Genomic DNA, 21119 nt, shown 5'->3' on the forward strand with positions numbered 1-21119 from the left:
GACGCCGTGACCACGCACTGGCCTGCCGAACCCGGCGAAACAGCGCTGCACCGGGTGCGGATCTCGTACGCGACCGGGGCGGCCGTACCCGTCTCCGGGTCCCGCTGGTTCCGGGACACCGAACGCAACGACATCCAGCACGAGTTGCCCGGCTGGCCACAGGGCCCGGAGTACACCGTGCACACCCCCGGCCAGCAGGGCACCCGGCGGGCCGGGCGCTTCCTGCGGACGGGGGTGCCGGCGCTGATCGGCGCGGCCCTGGAGGCCCTCGCGGGCACGCCGTCGGGGATCGACGCCAAGACCCTGGGGCAGCCCGCCGAGCCGGCGAACGAGGTCGACGACTTCCCGGTCATGTGGGCCGCCCCCGGCACGATCGCCCGGACCATGCCGTGGCAGCTCGACCCGGCCCGGCGCGCGAAGGACCACACCACCCACCTGGTGATCACCGATCGCCGGATCGTCCTGCTGCAGGAGGGCCCGGGCAAGGAGAGCGCTCCGGAGGAACTGCTCGTCCTCACCCGGGATCTCATCGACCGGGCCGAGCGGATGAGGTTCAGCCGTGACGAGAGGGACGTACGGATCTGGTTCCGCGACGGCTCCTGGGTCCGGGTCGACCTCTCGGATGTGGGCGCCGGGCTCCGCCTGCATCTGTCCGAGGCGCCGGTCCTGCTGGCGCCGGACGCACTCCCCCCGGCGCAGCGCAAGGCCTTCGACACCTGGCTGGCCAGGTGGCCCGGCTGCGACGAGCCGCCCTCCCTGGTGCGGCTGCCCAGCGGCAATGTGCTGGTCCAGCAGCGCGTGCCGGAGCCGGGTGCGCGCGACGGCCACCGGACGCAGTCGGTGGTCATCGGTACCGACGGCGCCAACGGCTTCGACCCCGACGACTACTAGGCGGCCCAGGTGACCACCCCCGAGACCGACACCAGAGCCGGAGCGGCGCCGGACACCCAGGTGTTCAGCGTCGGCCGCGTCGACGGCGTCCCCCCGCTCTGGTTCTCCGTACCCGGCAGCTTCTACGCGCTTCCGCTCGCCGCCACGGCCGGGGAACGGGCCGCGGGCGCCGCGCAGTTCGTACGGGAGCTGTATCCGGGCGGCGACGAAGCGCTGTGGACGCCGGCGGCTCCGTACTACGCGGCGGTCGCCGAGCAGATGAGCGGGAACGGGCTCGCCTACGCCGCGATGGGGCTCTTCCGGATCGATGACGGCGGAGTCGGGCACTGCTCCTTCACCGTGGCCGCCGTGGAGTCGGACCACCCGTCGGTGGAGGTGGCCGCGACCGGCATACGGGAGATCCTGGTCCGGGACGAGAACAACGACGCCCGGTGGATCGACCTGCCGTGCGGCCCGGCCGTCTCCTGCGTATCGATGACCGAGGTCACCTTCGACGGTGAGCTGACGGCCTCGGGCGAGGAGACCACGCTGATGACCGGTCAGATACAGGTCTACGTCCCCTTTCCCACCGGCCCCTTCACCGCGGTCTTCACGCTCGACACGGCCGCTGTCGACTACTGGGGCGAGTTCAGCGACATGATGGTCGCCATCCTGCGGTCGGTCAGCTTCACCGGGCCGGCCGGGGCCGCCACCACAACGCCGGACGGGACACCCGCGGGCTGAGGGGCTGACGGCGGGCACCCGAGGACGGCTGCGCGCGACGGCAGGGGCGGCCCGACCGGCTCGCCGCTACCCCGCCGGGGCCCCGCCGGGGGCCTCAGGCCGAACAGGGGCTCTGGCGCTCGGCCGACGCCTCATGGAGGAAGTTCTCCACCGTGGTGTACCAGGCTTCTGGCTGGTCCCAGGGGACGAGATGTCCGGCGTCCGCTATCTCCGCGTACCGCCCGCGCGGGAGGACGCGGACCATCTCCTGCGCCTCCGCGCGGCCGAGTTCGCCGTCCGGGCCCCGCACCACCAGGGCCGGGCAGGTGACCTGCGCCAGTTCGTCCCAGTGCGCGTCGCCCGTCCAGGGCTCGCGGGAGCGCAGCAGATGCTCGGTGGCGTGCAGCGGGCGCCAGCCGTCGTGGTGCTCGGCCATCACCTCGGCGAAGAAGTCGCCCCGGACCGGGTCCGGCGGATCGGCTGCCCGGGAGTCCTCGGCGGCGAACCAGCGCCGCACGTCCCCGAGAGTGGCGAAGGGCACCGGCCAGCTCGCCAGCCAGTCCGCCCAGGCACGCTGGTCCGCCTCGCCGAGGGCCGCGGCCCGCATGTCGCAGAGGACCACCGCGGTGACCAGATCGGGCCGCCGCGCGGCGCACTGCCAGGCGGTGAGCGCGCCCATCGAGTGACCGATGAGGGTGACCGGGGCCAGGTCCAGCTGCTCGATCGCGGCGATGGCGTCGGCGGCGTACGCGTCCGGGGTGTACGGCCCCTCGGGCTTGTCGCTCCCTCCGTGGCCGCGCTGGTCCAGGGCGAGGGCGCGGTACCGGGGGGCGAGCCGCCGGGCGGTCGGCGCCCAGTGCGAGGCGCGGCCCAGCAGCCCGTGCAGCATCAGCACCCCCGGGCGCCCGCCGGCCGGCCCGGAAGCCGCCGCCGCACCCCGCACCGCACCGCCGGAAGCCGGCACCGGCATGCCCACCGCACCCAACGAACCCACCGCACCCAACGGGCCGACCGGGCCCACCGGGCCGACGGGGCCCGCCGCACCCGGACGCCCGGGACGCCCCGGCCGGTCGGCGCGAGCCGCATAATCCCAGGCCGCGAGGCGAACCCCGCCCGCGCCCTTCACCTCGTACCGCTGGATCATGTGCCGCACCTCCTTTCCCGGCCCACGCTATCGAACTTTTATTCGAACAAGCGGGCAGCGCGGCCAACACCCCTCGTTCGAGTGACAACCCTCAAGGATTGGCCGCCGGAGCCGAGGGGAGGACTTGATCGGGACGCGGCGCGAAGGGGAAGCGGGTCGCGGGGAGGTACTCGGGAAGCTCGGGGTCCTGAGTCCTCCGAGGGGAGTTCCGGGGAGGGGCACAGGGAGGGAAAGGCCCCGGCGCCGTCATCGGCGCCGGGGCCCTGCCGTTACGGACAGCACATCGGACAACGTCGTGGAGCGGAAGTGATCACCTCTTGGCGACGAACACATGCGAGGCGATCTCGGAGTCGAGCTCGGCGGCCTCACCGCCGCTGCCGACCATGACGCCGCCCGCCGCGCTCGTCACACTGATCACGGCGCCCGGCTGCACACCGGCCCGCCGCAGTGTGTACATCACCTGCGCGTCGGTCTGGATCGGCTCGCCGATCCTGCGCACCACCACGCTCGCCGCGGTGGTGCCGGGCTGCAGCTCGGTGAGGCTGACCATCCCCTCTTCCAGGAAGGGATCGGCCGCACCGGACTCGCCCAGCTCCTCCAGCCCCGGGATGGGGTTGCCGTACGGCGACTCGGTGGGGTGCTCCAGCAGCGCCAGCACGCGCCGCTCCACCGCCTCGCTCATCACGTGTTCCCAGCGGCACGCCTCGGCGTGCACCTGCTCCCACTCCAGGCCGATCACGTCGACCAGGAGACACTCGGCGATGCGGTGCTTGCGCATCACGCGGGTCGCCGTGCGGCGGCCCTCATCGGTCAGTTCCAGATGCCGGTCCCCGGCGACGTGCAGCAGCCCGTCGCGTTCCATACGTGCCACCGTCTGGGAGACCGTCGGGCCGCTCTGATCGAGCCGCTCCGCGATCCGGGCACGCATGGGGACCACACCCTCCTCTTCCAGCTCCAGGATGGTGCGGAGATACATCTCCGTCGTGTCGATCAGTCCGGACATCGCGCCCCTCGTGTTTCTTCGTGCGTGGCCCTGAGTCAATTCTGACGCATCCCGCCGACAACCGGCCCCGGCGCGTGATTCTCCGCCTTGACACCGGTAGCGCGCGGGCACCACGGTGATCCGCATGAGTGAGCCCGCCGAGGACCTTTCGGACCGTTATTTCGACGCCGCCATCACCCTGCTGCGCCGGGTGCGGGACGAGGAGGGGGCCGCGATCAAGGCGGCGGCCACTGCCATGGTGGATGCCATCGCCGCAGGTGGCAGGGTGTTCACCTTCGGCGCGGGCCACTCGTCGCTGCCGGCCCAGGACGTGGTCTACCGGGCGGGCGGCCTGGCCCTGGTCAGCTTGCTGCCGGTGCCGGGCACGACCGGCGTGGACGTGGTGCCGGCCACTTTGGGCAGCGCGCTGGAAAGGGTCGAAGGTCTCGCCGAGGCGGTGCTGGAGACCAGTCCGGTGCGCGCCGGCGACGTGCTCTTCGTCATCTCGCTCTCCGGACGCAACACGCTGCCGGTCGACATGGCGGTGCGCGCCCGCGCGATGGGGGTGACGGTCATCGGGGTGACCTCGGTCGCGTACGCCGGGGGGACCCGGTCCCGGCACGCCTCGGGGGCGTATCTCAAGGACAGCTGCGACATCGTGCTGGACTCCAAGATCGCGGTGGGGGACGCGGAGCTGACCGACGACGCGATACCGGCGCCGTTCGGGCCGGCGTCCACGGTGGTCACCAGCGCGCTCATGCAGGCGGTCGTCGCCACGGCCGCGACCGGGCTGGCCGCGCGCGGGATCACCCCGCCGATGATCCGCTCCGGCAATGTGGACGGCGGCCACGAGTGGAACGCGCGGGTCTTCGAGGAGCACCGGGACCGGATCTTCTTCCGCCACTCCGCACGCCGCTGAACCAGGCCCCCGGCCGCCGCTGACCGACCGCCCGCACGCCGCTGAACCAGGCCCCCGGCGGCCCGCACGCTCGCGGCACGCCCGCCGCGGGCCCCGCCGCTGAACCAGCCCCGGCCCGCCCCAAAACCAGCCCCCCGCCCCGTCACCTCACCGCTCCCCCCGCGGGAGCGGTGCGGCCGGTTCCGTCCCGCTGAGCCCCGCCAGGTCCAGCGCCATCGCCACCCGCGCCGCGACGTCCTCTGCGTACGCCGCGTCCGCCCGGTCGAAGAGCCGGCGCCCCGAGCCCCGGAGGAAGGTGAGCGCTCCCACCGTGCGGCCGCGGCTGCGCAGCACCGTGGCCAGCCCGTGTTCCGTCCCCGCGGGCCAGCGGCGGCCCGCCGCCCAGACGTCGGTCCGGCCGCGGGGCGCCTGCTCGGCGACCTCCGGGGTGCCGAAGCTGGTCCGTACGGTGCCGAGCCGCTCCACGGCCTGGAGCACCGGGTGCCCGGGCTCGTAACCCACCGGGATCGCGTTGCCTGCGACGGGGAGGACCAGCGGCGCCTCGCCCTCCGGGGTGGTGATGATCCGGATCAGCCGGCCGGCCGGGTCCGCGAGGTCGACCAGCGCGTGGTCGGCGAACCCGGCGAGCGCGAAGTCGAGGTGCAGCACCGCCCCCTCCAGCGGGTTCTCGCACTCGGCGGCGGCCCGGTCGGCGCGGTGCAGCTGCTGGTACCGGAAACGTATCCGGGCGCTCTGCTGCTCCAGCGTCCGCTGCGCGGTGACGTCGGTGAAGAGCCAGCCCACGCCCAGCGGCACCGGCTCCTCGCCGAGCGGCGAGCCGAGCAGCACGAAACCGCTGCGCCAGCAGTAGCGGGCCCCGGTCTCGTCGCCGCGCAGGCTGATCCAGACCTCGGTGCCGGACGGTGAGACGCCCTCGGCGAGTACGTGCTGGAGCGCGTTCTCCAGTTCCTCGACGCCCTGGTCGAGCAGGTCACCGAGGGGCCGGCCGAGGAGCGCGTCGCGGCCGGAGTGGAGCAGTTCGGCCGCCCGCCGGTTGGCCAGCGCGGGCCGCAGATCGGCGTCGATCAGCATCACGCCCCAGGAGGCGTCGGCGAAGAGCGACTCGCTCAGCGCGATCGACCGTTCCAGGTCGATCTGGGCGTGGACCTCGGAGAAGGCGCAGTAGACGCCGGCCGGCCGCCCGTCCGCCCCGGCCACCGCCGCGGCCTGCGCCCTGATCAGCACCCGCCGCCCGTCCTTGGTCAGCAGCGCGAACTCGTGCACCTGGCGGCCCGGCGCGTCCATCGCCGCCATCAGCCGGGCGTCGATCCCCCGGGAGTCCGCGGCCCGCGCCGCCCAGCCGCCGAACCCGCGCCGGCCGACCGCCTCCTCGGGTGGCCAGCCCAGGATGCGGACCGCCTCCGCGTTCCAGTGGGTGATCACTCCGTCCCGGTCGAAGGCGCACAGGCCCGCCTCCATGCCGTCCAGCAGCGCTGCCAGCAGCTGCTCATCACCCTTGGGTTGCGCATCAAATGGCTGCACGTCTCAACATTCAACCTCGGTGTGGGCTGCGTCACACGAGATTTGCCTAAATCGGTTGTCGATCCGCCGATCACTTCTTACGGTGGGGATACACACGAAGGGAGGTGGTCTGAAGCATGAGTTGCACTCGGACACGTGAGGTGACTGCGGGCTAGCTCCGCGCACTCGGCGTGCAGGTTGCTCGCCAATCCCACGCAGTTCACCCGACCCGCGGGCTCGTCGGACTTGTCCGGCCGGTGCTCGGAGCCACCTGGCTCCGGGGAGCAGCCCGCGGGTCGTTCGCGTTCTGCGGCACGTCATACGGCGGCAGGCCCCGGAGCAGCGATGCCTTCCCCGAGAACGCCCCCGGGCAGATCACCGCGAGTCACGGCGCGAGCCGCTCCACCGACCACGGGTCACCGCCCGCTCCCCCGGCCACGTACCGCAGCCGGTCGTGCAGCCGGTTCTCCCGCCCCTGCCAGAACTCCACGCTCGCCGCCACCACCCGGAAGCCGCCCCAGTCCGGCGGCACCGGCACCTGCGTCCCCTCCGGCCAGCGGGCCGCGAGCCGCGCGTACTCCTCCTCAAGTCCGGCCCGTGAAGCGACCACGCTCGACTGCTCGCTCGCCCAGGCGCCGATCTGCGAACCGTGCGGCCTGCTGTGGAAGTACGCCGCCGTCTCCTGCGCCGGCACCCGCTCGGCGCGGCCGGCCACGATCACCTGGCGGGCGATCGGATGCCAGGGGAAGAGCAGCGAGACCCGGGGGTTGGCGGCGAGTTCGCGGCCTTTGCGGGAGCCGTAGTTGGTGAAGAAGACGAAGCCGCGCTGGTCATAGCCCTTGAGCAGCACCGTGCGGGAGCTGGGCACGCCGTCCGGCCCCACCGTGGAGACCACCATCGCGTTGGGTTCGGTGAGCGCTCCGCCGCCGGTCGCCTGCACGGCGTCGGTGAACCAGCGGGCGAACTGCTCGTAGGGGTCGCCCGCCAGCTCGCTCTCGTCGAGCCCCGCGGCCTGGTACTGCTTGCGCATCGCGGCCGGGTCGTCGGCGCGCACCGCCTCGTCGCGCCCCTCGTGGGGCTCGCGTGGTTCGCGGGGCTCTCGTGGCTCTCGTGGTCCTCGTACGTCTCGCACCCGGACATCTTCCAGGACGGCGGCCCGCCGCGGGCCCGGCCGGCGGATGTGCGGCATCTCACCCTGACCGTCCGGCCCGTCAGCCGGGAGAATTGCCTGTCGGAGACGTCGTGCACGGCAAAACCTGCGCAGCGGACCCCACAGAGAATTCCGATGCTCATCAGAGGAGCCGCCTCATGTCCGATTTCGTACCGGGACTCGAAGGAGTCGTCGCGTTCGAGACGGAGATCGCCGAGCCGGACAAGGAGGGGGGTTCGCTCCGCTACCGCGGGGTCGACATCGAGGACCTGGTCGGCCATGTCGGCTTCGGGCACGTGTGGGGCCTGCTGGTGGACGGCAGGTTCAACCCGGGGCTGCCGCCGGCCGAGCCGTTCCCGATCCCGGTCCACTCCGGCGACATCCGGGTCGACGTGCAGTCCGCGCTGGCCATGCTGGCGCCGGTGTGGGGGCTGAAACCCCTGCTGGACATCGACGCGGACGAGGCCAGGGACAACCTCGCCCGCGCGGCCGTGATGGCGCTGTCGTACGTCGCCCAGTCGGCCCGCGGGCAGGGGCATCCGATGGTGCCGCAGCGGGAGATCGACAAGGCGCAGTCCATCACCGAGCGGTTCATGATCCGCTGGCGCGGTGAGCCCGACCCCAAGCACGTGGCCGCGGTGGACGCGTACTGGACCTCGGCCGCCGAGCACGGCATGAACGCCTCGACCTTCACCGCCCGGGTCATCGCCTCGACCGGCGCGGACGTCGCCGCGGCGCTGTCCGGCGCGGTGGGCGCGATGTCGGGACCGCTGCACGGCGGGGCGCCGTCGCGGGTCCTCGGCATGATCGAGGAGATCGAGCGGACCGGTGACGCCGAGGGGTACGTGAAGAAGACGCTCGACAAGGGCGAGCGGCTGATGGGCTTCGGCCACCGCGTCTACCGCGCCGAGGACCCGCGGGCCAGGGTGCTGCGCCGTACCGCCCGCGAGCTGGGCGCACCGCGGTACGAGGTCGCCGAGGCGCTGGAGAAGGCCGCGCTCGCCGAGCTGCACGCGCGCCGCCCGGACCGGGTGCTGGCCACCAACGTGGAGTTCTGGGCCGCGATCATGCTGGACTTCGCGGAGGTGCCGGCGCACATGTTCACGTCGATGTTCACCTGTGCGCGGACCGCCGGCTGGTCGGCGCACATCCTGGAGCAGAAGCGCACCGGCCGGCTGGTGCGGCCGTCCGCGCGGTACGTCGGCCCCGGCACCCGCGGCCCGCAGGACGTCGAGGGGTACGAGGGCATCGCGCACTGACGCCGCGGCGGCGGCCCGCCCGAGCACCCGTGGGTGGGCCGCCGCCATGCTCCCGACAGCCCTGTCTCACCGGATGGGACACTCACCGAAACCCTCCCGTTACGCACTACGCTGCCAGCGTGGCCGACATTCAGATTCCCGCTGACATCAAGCCCGCCGACGGACGGTTCGGGTCGGGCCCCTCCAAGGTGCGGACGCAGGCGCTCGACGCGCTCGCCGCCACCGGGACGTCCCTGCTCGGTACCTCCCACCGCCAGGCGCCGGTGAAGAACCTCGTCGGGCAGGTCCGTGAGGGCATCCGGCAGCTCTTCTCCCTCCCCGACGGCTACGAGGTGGTGCTCGGCAACGGCGGCTCCACCGCCTTCTGGGACATCGCCACGCACGGCCTGATCACCGCGAAGTCCGAGCACCTCTCCTTCGGTGAGTTCTCCTCGAAGTTCGCCAAGGCCGCGGAGCTGGCCCCGTGGCTGGCCGACCCGACGGTCGTGAAGTCCGACCCGGGCACCCACCCGGAGCCGGTCGCGGAACCGGGCGTGGACGTCTACGCGTTCACCCACAACGAGACCTCCACCGGTGTCGCGATGCCGATCCGCCGGGTCGCGGGCGCCGACGCGGACGCGCTGGTCCTGGTGGACGCCACCTCGGGCGCGGGCGGCCTGCCGGTCGACATCACCGAGACCGACGTCTACTACTTCGCGCCGCAGAAGTCCTTCGCGGCCGACGGCGGCCTGTGGCTGGCCGCGTTCTCCCCGGCGGCGCTGGAGCGGGCTGCCACCGTCGCCGCGTCCGGCCGGCACATCCCGGCGTTCTTCGACCTGCCGACCGCGATCGACAACTCCTCGAAGAACCAGACGTACAACACCCCGGCGCTTGCCACCCTCTTCCTGCTCAACGAGCAGCTGGAGTGGATCAACGGCCAGGGCGCCCTCGACTGGGCGGTCAAGCGCACCGGCGACTCCTCCTCGCGGCTGTACAGCTGGGCCGAGAAGGCGTCGTACGCGACCCCGTTCGTGGCCGACCCGGCGCAGCGCTCGCAGGTCGTCGGCACCATCGACTTCGAGGACGGCGTGGACGCCGCCGCGGTCGCCAAGGTGCTGCGGGCCAACGGCATCGTGGACACCGAGCCGTACCGCAAGCTGGGCCGCAACCAGCTGCGGGTGGCGATGTTCCCGGCCGTCGACCCGGCGGACGTCGAGGCGCTCACCGCGAGCATCGACTACGTCATCGGCCGGCTCTGAACCCCGGCCCCCCAGGGCCCGCGCGGACGGACCTTCCGCGCCCCTGACCCGGAAGTCGGCGGCGGCCCGCTCCATCGAGCGGGCCGCCGCCGTCGTGCGCCGCGACAGCGCCGAACGCCCGGGCGTTACCGGCGCCGCTGCCGCTGCCGCCGGAAGTAGTTCCGGGTCCCCACCCCCACCGCGCCGATCAGGACCAGCAGGCCGATCCCCAGCGCCTTGCCGCCCTTGCCCTGTGACGTCCCGTCGGTGGACGTGCTCGCCCCGCCCGAAGGGCTCCCGGTGGCGCCCGCCGGGTCCCCGCCCGGCGCCTTCGCGGCAGCGGCCACGCTGTCGGGCAGGTCCTTGCCGCTGAGCGGTTCCTTCCACACCTCGCTGTCCGAGCCCTCGCTGCCGTACATCAGCGACCGGCCGTCCGTCGTATACGTGACGGACTCGCCCTGCTGCTGCATGGGTACGTCCAGGCCGCCGATCTGCTGCGGGCGGTCGGCGGTCCAGCGGTAGTCGGTGGACCAGAAGTAGCCGCGCAGCACCAGCCGGCTGCCGTCGGGCGAGAAGGAGCCGTCGGTCACCCAGGGCACGTCCGCGATGCTGCGGAAGGTGTTGACGCCGTCGGGGTCGAGCTTCGCGGGGCCCTCGTAGAGGTGGCCGCCGTCCTCGTTCTTGCTGGCGATGTAGACCCGGCCGGTCCTGGGCTGGACCATCAGCGCCTCGGCGTTGCGCGGACCGGCGTCGTAGCGGACGGTGAAGCGGGTGACGTCCACAGTCTGGTCGGTCAGCTGCCGGGGCTCGGGGAAGCGGTAGATCCACACCTCCGGCCAGCTGCCGTTGAGGTTGTCGCCGATGTCGCCGACGTAGAGGTCACCGTCCGGGCCGAGCGAGATCGCCTCCACGTCGCGGGCTTTGATGCCGCGCATGGTGACCCTGGCCACCGTCCTGCCGGTGGCGGAGTCGATGGCGTAGACGTACGGGCCGTCGTCGCTGTCGTTGTGCGTCCAGTACACGCCCGGGTGCAGGCGGCTGGCGGCCAGGCCGCTGGACTCGGTGATCCGCGGGTCGCTGATCCGGAAGGCGACCGAGGGCCCGCTGTCGGCGGCGGCGGGCCAGGCGGCCGTGCCCACCAGAGCGAAGGCGGCAGCGGCGGCCAGGGGAAGGGTCGGACGAAGGGCGCGCATGCCCCCCAGTGTCCCTGGTCGGCCGCCGGTCGGGGATGATGCCCGGCATGCGTTACCTCTTCGTCGGCGATTCGATGACCATCGGTTCCGCCGGTGACTACACCTGGCGCTACCGCATGTGGCAGCACCTGTGCGGCCTCGGGGAGCCGTTCACGGTGGTGGGTCCGCGCAGCACGCTGTACGACGCCGCGGCCGGCGACGCGGTCTCCGCGGACTACGCCGATCCGGGGTTCCCGGCGAACGCGCGCCGCCATCTGGCGGGTTGGGGCGAGGGCTGGCTGCACATGGTGCCGCTGATCGGCGAGGCGGTCCGCGAGCACCGCCCGGATGTGCTGCTGGTCTCGCTGGGCCTGATCGACCTGGGCTTCTACACCGACGCCGAGCAGACCGCGGCGAACGTGGCCAGGTTCATCGCCGAGGCGCGGGCCGCCCGGCCGCGGATCCGGATGGTGCTGCTGCCGGTGATCGCGAACACGCGCGCCGAACTGGACCCGGACTTCGCCGGCCAGTGCGCCGAACTCAACGAGCGGATCGCGAAGGTGGTCGCCGAACAGGACTCGCCGTCCTCGCCGCTGCTGATGGCCTCCCGCCCGGCCGGCTACGACATACAGCTCGACACCTACGACGGCACGCACCCGAACCCGGCGGGCGAGCACAAGCTGGCGGCGGCCTTCGCGGACGCGATGCACCAGGCGTGGGGTCTCGGCGAACCGTACGCGCCCGCCTGACGGACGGCCCCTTGATTGGAGCGCACTCGAAGAGCTTGGCTGAGGACCATGGAGTACACACAGCTCGGACGTACCGGTCTCAAGGTCAGCCGCCTGGTGCTCGGCACCATGAACTTCGGTCCGCAGACCGACGAGGCCGACAGCCACTCGATCATGGACGCGGCGCTGGCCGCGGGGGTCAACTACTTCGACACCGCCAACGTCTACGGCTGGGGCGAGAACAAGGGCCGCACCGAGGAGATCATCGGCACCTGGTTCGCGAAGGGCGGTGACCGCCGGGACAAGACCGTCCTGGCCACCAAGGTCAACGGCTACATGGGCGCGGACGACAACCCGTGGCCGAACCACGACAAGCTCTCCGCGGTGAACATCCGCCGGGCCGTCGAGGCGAGCCTGAAGCGGCTGGGCACCGACTACATCGACGTCTACCAGTTCCACCACGTGGACCGGGCCACCCCGTGGGAGGAGATCTGGCAGGCCATCGACGTCCTGGTCCAGCAGGGCAAGATCCTCTACGCCGGGTCGAGCAACTTCGCCGGCTGGCACATCGCGCAGGCCAACGAGGCGGCGGCCCGGCGCGGTTCGCTCGGGCTGGTCAGCGAGCAGTGCCTGTACAACCTCGCCGAGCGGCGGGCCGAGATGGAGGTGATCCCGGCGGCGCAGGCGTACGGCCTCGGGGTGATCCCCTGGTCGCCGCTGCACGGCGGTCTGCTGGGCGGCGCGCTGCGCAAGCAGCGCGAGGGCGGCGGCTCACGGTCCACCAGCGGCCGGTCCGCGGACTCGCTCAAGTCCGAGGAGCAGCGCGCCCAGATCCAGGCGTACGAGGACCTGTGCGACAAGCACGGCCTGAACCCCGGTGATGTGGGCCTGGCGTGGCTGCTGACCCGGCCGGGGGTGACCGGCCCGATCGTCGGCCCGCGTACCCAGGACCAGCTCGACTCGGCGCTGCGGGCGATCGACCTCAAGCTCTCCGCGGAGTTCCTCGGCGCGCTGGACGAGATCTTCCCGGGTCCTGGCCCGTCCCCGGAAGCCTTCGCCTGGTAAGGCGGGGGTGACCCGGAGAGCCCGGAGAGCCCGGAGAGCCCGGAGTCACGGTGGCGCCGCCGCGGTTCAGCGGACCGCGGCGGCGACGACCACCACGACGAGCATCAGGACGAAGGCGGCGGTCATCACACGGGTTCGGGTCTTGGGGTCCACCCTCCGAGGTTAGCCGCCGTCCGCCGCGGCCCCGCCGCCCGGGCCTCCCGGCCCCGGCGGCCCCTGCTCCTCACCGGGCCGGGGCGAGGGTCTTGCTCCGGCCGGTGTCGTCCCCGCGGGGCCCGGCGGAGGTGTCCTCCCCACGGGGCTCGGCGGAGGTGTCGTCCCCGCGATGCCCGGCGGAGGTGTCGTCGCCGGGGGCGCCGGGCGTCTCCTCCACCGCCCGCTCCTCCGCCTCGGCCTCGTCCAGCGCCTCAGGGGAGCCGTCCCTGGGTACGAAGGCCACCAGCGGGCCGCGTTCGCGCCGCAGGTTCACCCGGATCCGCAGGCCTCCGGCGCGGGCGAGCACCAGGCCGACCCCGGCGGCGGCCGCGGCGGCGATCAGGCCGCCGGACAGGAAGCCGATCCGGGCCCCGTAGGTGTCGGTGACCCAGCCCATGACCGGACCGCCGATCGGGGTGCCGCCGACGAAAACCATCATGTAGAGGCTCATCACCCGGCCGCGCATCACCGGCTCGGTGGCCAGCTGCACGGTGGCGTTGGCGGTGGTGTTGAAGGTCAGGCCGAAGACGCCTATCGGCACCAGCAGCACCGCGAAGAGCCAGTAGGCGGGCGCGATGGAGGCCAGCGCCTCCAGGACGCCGAAGAGCATCGCGGCGGCCACCAGCATCCGCAGCCGGGTCCGGGTGCGGCGGGCCGCGAGCAGCGCGCCGAGCAGCGAACCGGCCGCCATCAGCGTGTTGAGCAGGCCGTACGTGCCGGCGCCGCTGTCGAAGACCTTGTTGGCGAAGGCGGAGAGCCAGATCGGGAAGTTGAAGCCGAAGGTGCCGACGAAGCCCACCAGCACGATCGGCCAGATGAGTTCGGGCTTGCCCGCCACGTACCGCAGGCCCTCGCGCAGCTGGCCCTTGCCGCCGCGCGGCGCCCGCTCGATCTTGTGCAGTTCGGCGGTGCGCATCAGCAGCAGGCCGGCCAGCGGGGCGATGAAGGACACACCGTTGATCAGGAACGCCCAGCCGCTGCCGACGGCGGTGATCAGCACACCGGCGACGGCCGGCCCGACCAGCCGGGCCGCCTGGAAGTTCGCGGCGTTGAGCGAGACCGCGTTGCGCATGACCTTCGGGCCGACCATCTCCACCACGAAGGTCTGCCGGGTGGGGTTGTCGACCACGGTGACCATGCCGAGCAGGAAGGCGATCGTGTAGACCTGCCAGACCTGGACGATTCCGCCGAGGGTCAGTCCGGCGAGGGTGAGGCCGAGGATGCCGAGGGCGGCCTGGGTGACCAGCAGGATCTGCCGCTTGGGGTAGCGGTCGGCGATGACGCCGCCGTAGAGGCCGAAGAGCAGCATCGGCAGGAACTGCAGCGCGGTGGTGATGCCCACCGCGAAGGACGAACCGGTGATGCTGAGCACCAGCCAGTCCTGGGCGATCCGCGACATCCAGGTGCCGGTGTTGGAGATCACGGCCCCGGTCGCGAAGAGCCGGTAGTTGCGGACTTTGAGTGCGCTGAAGGTGCCCGTCTTCCCGGCGGGCTCTCCTGCTTCCTCAGGTTCGGTTGCGGTGTCTGTTCCGGCTGCCGAACTCAATCGGTACTCGCCTCCCGTACTCGGTCTTCTCTGTCTTCGCTGTCTCTTCCGTCAGCCGCGCCGGCTTCCCCGGGCCGGGTGGGCCCGCCGGGCGGCGGAGCGGTTCCGGTGCGCCGTCGGGTCGGTTCTCACAAGTGCGCCGGTTCTCACGAGTGCCCCGGCTTTCACAGGTGTGCCAGTTTGTCGAGGACCGGAGCGGCCTGCCGCAGTACGGCCAGCTCGTCGTCGTCCAGCCCTTCGGCCAGCTGGGCCAGCCAGGCGTTCCACCGGATGCGGCTCTCTTCGAGGATCGCGGCGGCGGCGTCGGTACGGCTCACCACGACCTGGCGGCGGTCGTCGGGGTGCGGCTCCCGGCGGACCAGTCCCTTGGCCTCCAGCATCGCCACGATCCGGGTCATCGACGGGGGCTGGACGTGCTCCTTGCGGGCCAGTTCCCCCGGGGTCGCCGACCCGCAGCGTGCCAGGGTCGCCAGCACCGCCATCTCGGTCGGACTGAGCGACTCGTCGACGCGCTGGCTGCGCAGCCGGCGCGAGAGCCGCATCACGGCGCCACGCAGCTCGTTCACGGCTGCGCGGTCGTCCTCGGACAGTTGGGTCACGTTCATTAGGTTAGCTCATTACCTAGCCTAAGCAAAATGAGTTCCCGGTCACCGGTCACTCATATGAGTGATCTCGCTACCGAAAGCACGGCGCCGGACCACCCGTTCCGGCGACGGTGGGCACATGGCATCGAGAGTGCTCAGCCTCCGCATGGACGGAGACCTGTGGGACCGGATCAGCGACCACGCCGCCAGGCGCGGGATGAGCACCCAGGACTACGTGATCCGCACCCTCGTCCGCGACGACTTCGACGAGCGCTTCAAGGCCGCGGTGGAGGAGACCGAGCGCTTCTACGGCGTGCCCGCCGCCAAGGACGGCGCGGCCGGGCCGGAGCTGACGCCAACGCCGGCTCCTGCTCCTCAGGAGCCGCAGGAGCCGCAGGAGCCTCAGACCAGGCCGAGCGCCGGCATCAGGTAGTAGAAGGCGAAGACCGCGCCCACCGCGTAGAGCGCCACCGGTACGTCCCGCCACCGCCCGGCGGCGCCCCGCAGTACGCAGAAGGCGATGAAGCCGATGCCGATGCCGTTGGTGATCGAGTAGGTGAACGGCATCAGCACCATCGTCAGGAAGGCCGGGATGGCGATGGTGAAGTCGCTCCAGTCGATCTCCCGCACCGATCCGGACAGGATCAGGAAGCCGACCGCGATCAGCGCGGGCGTCGCCGCCTGCGCCGGGACCATGGTGGCCAGCGGGGTGAGGAAGAGCGCCAGGACGAACAGCAGACCGGTGACGACGCTCGCCAGACCGGTCCTGGCGCCCTCGCCGACGCCGGCCGTGGACTCCACGAAGCAGGTGTTCGCCGAGGAGGAGGTCGCGCCGCCGGCCGCGGTCGCGATGCCGTCGATCATCAGCACCCGGCTCATGCCGGGCAGGTCGCCCTTCTCGTCCAGCAGTCCGGCCTCGTCGCTGACGCCCAGGATCGTGCCCATCGCGTCGAAGAAGCAGGAGAGCAGCACGGTGAAGACGAAGAGGATGCCGGTGAGCACCCCCACCTGATGGAAGCCGCCGAAGAGGCTGAAGTGGCCGATCAGCCCGAAGTCCGGGGTGGCCACCGGGTTGCCGGGCCAGGTGGGTACGGTCAGGCCCCAGCTCGCGGCCGGGATGTCGCCGGCCGCGTTCACGATCAGCGCCAGCGCGGTCATCGCCACGATGGAGATGAGGATCGCGCCGGGCACCTTGCGGATGATCAGCGCCAGGGTCAGCAGGGTGCCCAGGACGAAGATCAGCACCGGCCAGCCGGTGAGGTGGCCGTTGCCGCCGAGCTGCAGCGGCACCGTGGTGTGGGCGGCGTCCGGGATCCGGCTGACGAAGCCGGAGTCGACCAGGCCGATCAGCAGGATGAACAGGCCGATGCCGATCGCGATGCCCTTGCGCAGGCCGAGCGGCACCGCGCTCATCACCCGCTCCCGCAGACCGGTGGCGACCAGAAGCATGATCGCGAGACCGGCCAGCACCACCATGCCCATCGCGTCCGGCCAGCTCATCCGCGGCGCGAGCTGGAGCGCGACCACGGTGTTCACGCCGAGGCCGGCGGCCAGCGCGACCGGCACATTGCCGATGACGCCCATCAGCAGGGTGGTCAGGGCGGCGGTGATCACGGTCGCGGTGACCAGCTGGCCGCCGTCGAGGTGGTGGCCGAATTTGTCCGTCGCCGAGCCGAGAATGATCGGGTTCAGCACGATGATGTAGGCCATCGCGAAGAAGGTGGCGAATCCGCCGCGGATCTCCCGGAGGATCGAGGAGCCGCGCTCGGAGATGCGGAAATAACGGTCCAGCGGCTGGGCCGAGGAGGGCATGCGGGTCCTTCGAGGTGGTGCGGTCACGCCGCTGCTTGGATGATCTTACGAATGATTTTCGGTCAGCAGATGACCGGTTTCAGTATGAACAAACAGGAAACGAGACGCTATCTCCGCGCGTAGACACCGGAAACCCCAGGCCCCGGCAGCGGTCTGCGGCCCGGATCACCCGGCCGCTCACCGGCCCGCGAGCCTGCCGCCTACGATGTCCGCATGAGCAGCGAGCAGCGGACCACCAAAGAGCGGATCCCCTTGCGCCCGGCGCCCGAGCCGCTGGAGGCCAACGACGTCGCGACCATCACGGTCGGGGTCATCGTCTGGTTCGTGCTCTTCCTGGTCCAACTGCCCTTCTACGGCTGGTACTCCGACCACGGGCACACCTGGTTCATCTGGACCTGCCTGGCCGGCGGCGCCTGCGGGCTGCTGGGTCTGCTGTACGTACGGGCCCGGCGCGACGCCATCCGCCGGCACGTGGCCGCCCGGGCGGCGCAGGACGGCGGGAACGCCGACGGCGCCGGGAACGCTGCCGGGGACACCGGGAACCCCGGCTCGGCCGGGGAGTAGCCCCCGTTCTCTGGGTGGAAGCGATATCCGCCACGTAACGTCGTCCCATGACGGAACGCACCGAGGTCGCCGCCACCAGGAACCAGGGACTCACATCGGGCGAGGTCGCCCGGCGGGTGGAACGCGGTGAGGTCAACGACGTACCCGTGCGGTCGTCCCGGTCCACCACCGAGATCGTCCGCGCCAACGTCTTCACCCGGTTCAACGCGATCATCGGCGTGCTTTTCCTGATCATCCTGGTGGTCGGCCCGATCCAGGACGGTCTCTTCGGCTTCGTCATCGTCGCCAACACCGCGATCGGCATCATCCAGGAGCTGCGGGCCAAGAAGACCCTGGACAGCCTCGCGGTGATCGGCGAGTCCAAGCCGACCGTCCGCCGGGACGGAACCGCCGCGGAGATCTCCACCTCCGCCATCGTGCTCGGTGACCTGATCGAACTGGGGCCGGGCGACAAGGTGGTGGTGGACGGCGAGGTAGTCGAGGCGGAGAGCCTGGAGATCGACGAGTCGCTGCTCACCGGCGAGGCCGACCCGGTGCTCAAGCACCCCGGCGACACGGTGATGTCCGGCAGTTTCGTGGTCGCCGGCGGCGGCGCCTTCACCGCCACCAAGGTCGGCCGGGAGGCGTACGCGGCCCAGCTCGCCGACGAGGCGTCCCGGTTCACCCTGGTCAACTCCGAGCTGCGCAACGGCATCAGCGAAATCCTCAAGTACGTGACCTGGATGATGATTCCGACCTCGGTGGGACTGATCATCAGCCAGTTCACGGTGGAGTCGAGCGACTGGCGCGAGGCGGTGCGCCGTACCGTCGGCGGCATCACCCCGATGGTGCCCGAGGGTCTGGTGCTGCTCACCTCGGTGGCTTTCGCGATCGGTGTGATCCGGCTGGGCCGCAAGCAGTGCCTGGTGCAGGAGCTGCCCGCGATCGAGGGGCTGGCCCGGGTGGACGTGGTCTGCCTGGACAAGACCGGCACCCTCACCGAGGGCGGCATGGACGTCACCGGGCTGCGGGCGCTGGACGGCGCCGACGAGCAGTACGCGGCGCGGGTACTGGCCGCGCTCGGCGGCGCCGATCCGCGGCCCAACGCCAGCCTGCAGGCGATCATCGACGCCTATCCGCCGGCCGGTGCGGACGGGTGGCAGGCGGGCGCGGCGCTCCCGTTCAGCTCGGCCCGCAAGTACAGCGGCGCTTCGCTCACCGAGCCCGGTGCCGCCGCCCGCACCTGGCTGCTGGGCGCGCCCGACGTCCTGCTCCCCGACGGGCACCCGGCGCTGGCCGAGGTGGACCGGCTCAACGACGAGGGTCTGCGGGTCCTGCTGCTCGGCCACAGCGAACGCGCCCTGGACGACGCCAAGGTGGCCGCCGAGGTGACGCCGTACGCGCTGGTCGTCCTGGAGCAGCGGCTGCGGCCGGACGCGGGCGACACCTTGCGCTACTTCGCCGAGCAGGACGTGCACGCCAAGGTGATCTCCGGCGACAACGCGGTGTCGGTCGGCGCGGTCGCCGCCAAGCTCGGCCTGCCCGGCGCGGAACACCCGGTGGACGCACGGCGGTTGCCGGCCGATCAGGACGCCATGGCGGCGGTGCTCGACGAGGGCTCGGTCTTCGGCCGGGTCACCCCGCAGCAGAAGCGGGAGATGGTCGGGGCGCTGCAGTCACGCGGCCACAACGTCGCGATGACCGGTGACGGCGTCAACGACGTACTCGCCCTGAAGGACGCGGACATCGGCGTCTCCATGGGCTCCGGCTCCGAGGCCACCCGGGCGGTCGCCCAGATCGTGCTGCTCGACAACAGCTTCGCGACGCTGCCTTCGGTGGTCGCCGAGGGCCGCCGGGTGATCGGCAACATCACCCGGGTCGCCACGCTCTTCCTCACCAAGACGGTCTTCTCGGTGCTGCTCGCGCTGCTGGTGGTGTGCTGGCAGATCCCGTACCCCTTCCTGCCACGGCACTTGACGCTGCTCTCCACCCTCACCATCGGCGTCCCGGCCTTCTTCCTGGCCCTGGCCCCCAACAAGGAGCGTGCCCGGCCGCACTTCGTCCGCCGGGTGATGCGGTACGCCACACCGGCCGGCCTCATCTGCGGCACCACGGCCTTCGTCGCTTACCTGGTGGCCCGCCACCACTACACCGGAGCGGGCGCGATCGACGCCGAGACCAGTGCGGCGACCCTCACCCTCTTCCTGATGGAGGTGTGGGTGCTGGCGATCGTCGCCCGCCCCTACACCTGGTGGCGCGTCGGCCTCGTGCTGGCGATGTGCGGCGGCTTCCTCGTCGTGCTGGTCACGCCGTGGCTGCAGCGCGTCTTCGCCCTCAAGCTGGTCGGCACCCAGATCCCCTGGACCGCGGTGGGGATCGCCGCGGCCGGCGGGGTCGCCCTGGAATGTGTCTGGGCCTTCGCCCGCCGCCGCGACGTGTGAGGGGCCGGCTTCCCTTCCGGCGGCGCCCTACCGGGCCGCCACCGACAGCAGGACGTCCACCAGGCGCTCGGCGGCGTCGGGGCGGCCGTAGGTGCGCGCCCGCTGGGCGATGGCGGTGCGGACGCCGGCGTCGGTGAGGAGCGGGGCGACCGCGTCGCGGAGGGTGCCGGGCGTGGGGTCGGCCGGAAGCGCGACCGCGGCCCCCGCCTCGGCGAGGTGCCGGGCGTTGTGCGCCTGCTCGTTGCCCGCGCTGGTGGCGAGCGGGACGAAGACCGCGGCCTTGCCCAGCGCGGTCAGTTCCGCGAGGGTGCCGGCGCCGCTGCGGGAGATCACCACGTCGGCCAGTGCGAGCACGTCCGGCAGTTCGGGGCCGACGTAGCCGGTGAGGAGGTAGCGGGCGGCGAGTTCGGGAGGAAGCGCCGCGGTGTGCTGCCGGAGTTCCGGCAGGTTCGCCGGACCGCACTGGTGGACGACGTTGGCGCAGGTGAGCAGCCACGGCAGGATGTCGCGCACCAGGTGGTTGATCTGCTGCGAGCCCTGGGCGCCGCCGGTGACGTAGACGGTCGGCAGGCGGCGGTCGAAACGCTGCAGGCCCAGCGCCTGGACCGCCTTGTCGGCCTGGCCGGTGAGCACTTCGGGGCGTACCGGGTTGCCGGTGACCACCGCGGTCGCGCGGGCCGGCTCGGGCAGCAGCGGCAGCGTCGACTCCGACGAGACCGCGACGCAGGTGGCCTTGCGGGCCAGCGACCGGTTGGCCAGGCCCAGCCGGACCGTCTGCTCGTGGACGACCAGCGGCCGGCGGCACATCCTGGCCGCCATTCCCACCGGGACGGCGACATAGCCGCCGGTGGCCAGCACCACGTCGGGCTCGAAGCCGGAGACGAGCTTGCGGGCCTGGGCGACCCCGAGAGGGACCCGGCCCATGTCCTTCACGTTCGCCGGCGAGACGAGTTTCAGCGGATTGCTGGAGCGGCGGATCTTGCCGGTGGCGACCGCGGCGAACCGGATCCCCTCACCGGCCGCCACCCGGGACTCCAGGCTGTCGGCGGTGCCGACCCACAGGACGTCGAGGCCGCGGCCCGCGGCGGCGAGCCGGGCCTGCAGGGTGCGGACCGCGGTGAGCGCGGGATAGGTGTGGCCGCCGGTACCGCCGCCGGTCACGATCAGCCGGAAGGGCCGCTGGGCGTCGGCCGGGACCCGGCCGGTGTCAGTGTTCATGAGGCTTCCCAAGGAGCTGTTGATCCGACGGCGCCGGCCTCCGGCCGGCGC

General features: G+C 72.1%; 19 protein-coding genes. 10 read left to right on the forward strand and 9 right to left on the reverse strand.

Annotated features, from left to right (window positions below; genetic code table 11):
* Positions 1–6 precede the first annotated feature (6 nt).
* Positions 7–891, forward strand: a complete 885-nt coding sequence (locus tag OG552_RS14535; RefSeq protein ID WP_329132951.1) for a hypothetical protein — start codon at positions 7–9, stop codon at positions 889–891.
* A gap of 9 nt (positions 892–900) precedes the next feature.
* Positions 901–1614, forward strand: coding sequence for a hypothetical protein (locus tag OG552_RS14540; RefSeq protein ID WP_329132953.1), 714 nt, complete (start codon positions 901–903; stop codon positions 1612–1614).
* 94 nt (positions 1615–1708) lie between these two features.
* Here the strand turns inward: OG552_RS14540 and OG552_RS14545 are convergent, their stop codons facing one another.
* Together OG552_RS14545 and OG552_RS14550 are read right to left on the reverse strand one after the other, a co-directional pair.
* Complete coding sequence (locus OG552_RS14545) at positions 1709–2737, reverse strand: alpha/beta fold hydrolase (protein WP_329132954.1); 1029 nt, start codon at positions 2735–2737, stop codon at positions 1709–1711.
* A gap of 310 nt (positions 2738–3047) precedes the next feature.
* A complete protein-coding gene (locus OG552_RS14550) occupies positions 3048–3740 on the reverse strand; it encodes a metal-dependent transcriptional regulator (protein ID WP_329132956.1) in 693 nt (230 codons plus the stop codon).
* A gap of 124 nt (positions 3741–3864) precedes the next feature.
* Here OG552_RS14550 and OG552_RS14555 point away from each other — a divergent pair, with 124 nt between their 5' ends.
* On the forward strand, positions 3865–4638 hold the full coding sequence (locus OG552_RS14555; protein WP_329132958.1) for an SIS domain-containing protein: 774 nt from the start codon (positions 3865–3867) through the stop codon (positions 4636–4638).
* Positions 4639–4785: 147 nt separating this feature from the next.
* On the opposite strand, the gene OG552_RS14560 is transcribed toward OG552_RS14555, so the two are convergent.
* Both OG552_RS14560 and pdxH read right to left on the reverse strand, forming a co-directional pair.
* Complete coding sequence (locus OG552_RS14560) at positions 4786–6159, reverse strand: PAS domain-containing protein (RefSeq protein ID WP_329132959.1); 1374 nt, start codon at positions 6157–6159, stop codon at positions 4786–4788.
* A gap of 364 nt (positions 6160–6523) precedes the next feature.
* The gene (gene pdxH, locus OG552_RS14565) at positions 6524–7168 is read right to left on the reverse strand and encodes a pyridoxamine 5'-phosphate oxidase (protein ID WP_329140821.1); all 645 of its coding nucleotides are present in this window, start codon (positions 7166–7168) and stop codon (positions 6524–6526) included.
* Between the two features lie 278 nt (positions 7169–7446).
* Between pdxH and OG552_RS14570 the strand changes: the two genes are divergently transcribed.
* Entirely contained in the window at positions 7447–8547 is a 1101-nt protein-coding gene (locus OG552_RS14570; RefSeq protein ID WP_329132960.1) for a citrate synthase 2, read from the forward strand.
* 119 nt (positions 8548–8666) lie between these two features.
* On the forward strand, positions 8667–9785 hold the full coding sequence (gene serC, locus OG552_RS14575) for a phosphoserine transaminase (protein WP_329132961.1): 1119 nt from the start codon (positions 8667–8669) through the stop codon (positions 9783–9785).
* Positions 9786–9910: 125 nt separating this feature from the next.
* Here the strand turns inward: serC and OG552_RS14580 are convergent, their stop codons facing one another.
* A complete protein-coding gene (locus tag OG552_RS14580) occupies positions 9911–10957 on the reverse strand; it encodes a hypothetical protein (protein ID WP_329132963.1) in 1047 nt (348 codons plus the stop codon).
* A 47-nt stretch (positions 10958–11004) separates the two neighbouring features.
* On the opposite strand from OG552_RS14580, the gene OG552_RS14585 reads away from it, so the two are divergent.
* Positions 11005–11685: a GDSL-type esterase/lipase family protein gene (locus OG552_RS14585; protein WP_329132965.1), complete on the forward strand. Its 681-nt coding sequence runs from the start codon at positions 11005–11007 to the stop codon at positions 11683–11685.
* Positions 11686–11733: 48 nt separating this feature from the next.
* Positions 11734–12729, forward strand: coding sequence for an aldo/keto reductase (locus OG552_RS14590; protein WP_329132967.1), 996 nt, complete (start codon positions 11734–11736; stop codon positions 12727–12729).
* A gap of 223 nt (positions 12730–12952) precedes the next feature.
* On the opposite strand, the gene OG552_RS14595 is transcribed toward OG552_RS14590, so the two are convergent.
* Both OG552_RS14595 and OG552_RS14600 read right to left on the reverse strand, forming a co-directional pair.
* Positions 12953–14470, reverse strand: coding sequence for an MFS transporter (locus tag OG552_RS14595; RefSeq protein WP_329132969.1), 1518 nt, complete (start codon positions 14468–14470; stop codon positions 12953–12955).
* 164 nt (positions 14471–14634) lie between these two features.
* Positions 14635–15075 (reverse strand): MarR family winged helix-turn-helix transcriptional regulator, encoded by a 441-nt coding sequence (locus tag OG552_RS14600; RefSeq protein WP_329132971.1) that lies wholly within the window; start codon positions 15073–15075, stop codon positions 14635–14637.
* 118 nt (positions 15076–15193) lie between these two features.
* On the opposite strand from OG552_RS14600, the gene OG552_RS14605 reads away from it, so the two are divergent.
* Positions 15194–15487: a hypothetical protein gene (locus OG552_RS14605; protein WP_329132973.1), complete on the forward strand. Its 294-nt coding sequence runs from the start codon at positions 15194–15196 to the stop codon at positions 15485–15487.
* Here OG552_RS14605 and OG552_RS14610 read toward each other — a convergent pair.
* On the reverse strand, positions 15457–16866 hold the full coding sequence (locus tag OG552_RS14610) for an NCS2 family permease (protein ID WP_329132976.1): 1410 nt from the start codon (positions 16864–16866) through the stop codon (positions 15457–15459). The genes OG552_RS14605 and OG552_RS14610 overlap by 31 nt on opposite strands.
* A 213-nt stretch (positions 16867–17079) precedes the next feature.
* On the opposite strand from OG552_RS14610, the gene OG552_RS14615 reads away from it, so the two are divergent.
* Positions 17080–17430, forward strand: a complete 351-nt coding sequence (locus OG552_RS14615; RefSeq protein ID WP_329132978.1) for a DUF2530 domain-containing protein — start codon at positions 17080–17082, stop codon at positions 17428–17430.
* 47 nt (positions 17431–17477) lie between these two features.
* A complete protein-coding gene (locus OG552_RS14620; RefSeq protein ID WP_329132980.1) occupies positions 17478–19850 on the forward strand; it encodes an HAD-IC family P-type ATPase in 2373 nt (790 codons plus the stop codon).
* Between the two features lie 27 nt (positions 19851–19877).
* Here OG552_RS14620 and OG552_RS14625 read toward each other — a convergent pair whose 3' ends face one another.
* Entirely contained in the window at positions 19878–21068 is a 1191-nt protein-coding gene (locus OG552_RS14625; RefSeq protein WP_329132982.1) for a UDP-N-acetylglucosamine--N-acetylmuramyl-(pentapeptide) pyrophosphoryl-undecaprenol N-acetylglucosamine transferase, read from the reverse strand.
* Positions 21069–21119 lie beyond the last annotated feature (51 nt).

It is taken from the genome of Streptomyces sp. NBC_01476, from assembly GCF_036227265.1.
Lineage (GTDB): Bacteria > Actinomycetota > Actinomycetes > Streptomycetales > Streptomycetaceae > Actinacidiphila.

Excerpts from the sequence above, each read along its gene's own strand:
- OG552_RS14545 (WP_329132954.1), bottom strand. The coding sequence starts at position 2,737 with ATGATCCAGCGGTACGAGGTGAAGGGCGCGGGCGGGGTTCGCCTCGCG.
- OG552_RS14550 (WP_329132956.1), bottom strand. The coding sequence starts at position 3,740 with ATGTCCGGACTGATCGACACGACGGAGATGTATCTCCGCACCATCCTG.
- OG552_RS14555 (WP_329132958.1), top strand. The coding sequence starts at position 3,865 with ATGAGTGAGCCCGCCGAGGACCTTTCGGACCGTTATTTCGACGCCGCC.
- pdxH (WP_329140821.1), bottom strand. The coding sequence starts at position 7,168 with ATGCGCAAGCAGTACCAGGCCGCGGGGCTCGACGAGAGCGAGCTGGCG.
- OG552_RS14570 (WP_329132960.1), top strand. The coding sequence starts at position 7,447 with ATGTCCGATTTCGTACCGGGACTCGAAGGAGTCGTCGCGTTCGAGACG.
- OG552_RS14580 (WP_329132963.1), bottom strand. The coding sequence starts at position 10,957 with ATGCGCGCCCTTCGTCCGACCCTTCCCCTGGCCGCCGCTGCCGCCTTC.
- OG552_RS14585 (WP_329132965.1), top strand. The coding sequence starts at position 11,005 with ATGCGTTACCTCTTCGTCGGCGATTCGATGACCATCGGTTCCGCCGGT.
- OG552_RS14590 (WP_329132967.1), top strand. The coding sequence starts at position 11,734 with ATGGAGTACACACAGCTCGGACGTACCGGTCTCAAGGTCAGCCGCCTG.
- OG552_RS14600 (WP_329132971.1), bottom strand. The coding sequence starts at position 15,075 with ATGAACGTGACCCAACTGTCCGAGGACGACCGCGCAGCCGTGAACGAG.
- OG552_RS14605 (WP_329132973.1), top strand. The coding sequence starts at position 15,194 with ATGGCATCGAGAGTGCTCAGCCTCCGCATGGACGGAGACCTGTGGGAC.
- OG552_RS14610 (WP_329132976.1), bottom strand. The coding sequence starts at position 16,866 with ATGCCCTCCTCGGCCCAGCCGCTGGACCGTTATTTCCGCATCTCCGAG.
- OG552_RS14615 (WP_329132978.1), top strand. The coding sequence starts at position 17,080 with ATGAGCAGCGAGCAGCGGACCACCAAAGAGCGGATCCCCTTGCGCCCG.
- OG552_RS14620 (WP_329132980.1), top strand. The coding sequence starts at position 17,478 with ATGACGGAACGCACCGAGGTCGCCGCCACCAGGAACCAGGGACTCACA.
- OG552_RS14625 (WP_329132982.1), bottom strand. The coding sequence starts at position 21,068 with ATGAACACTGACACCGGCCGGGTCCCGGCCGACGCCCAGCGGCCCTTC.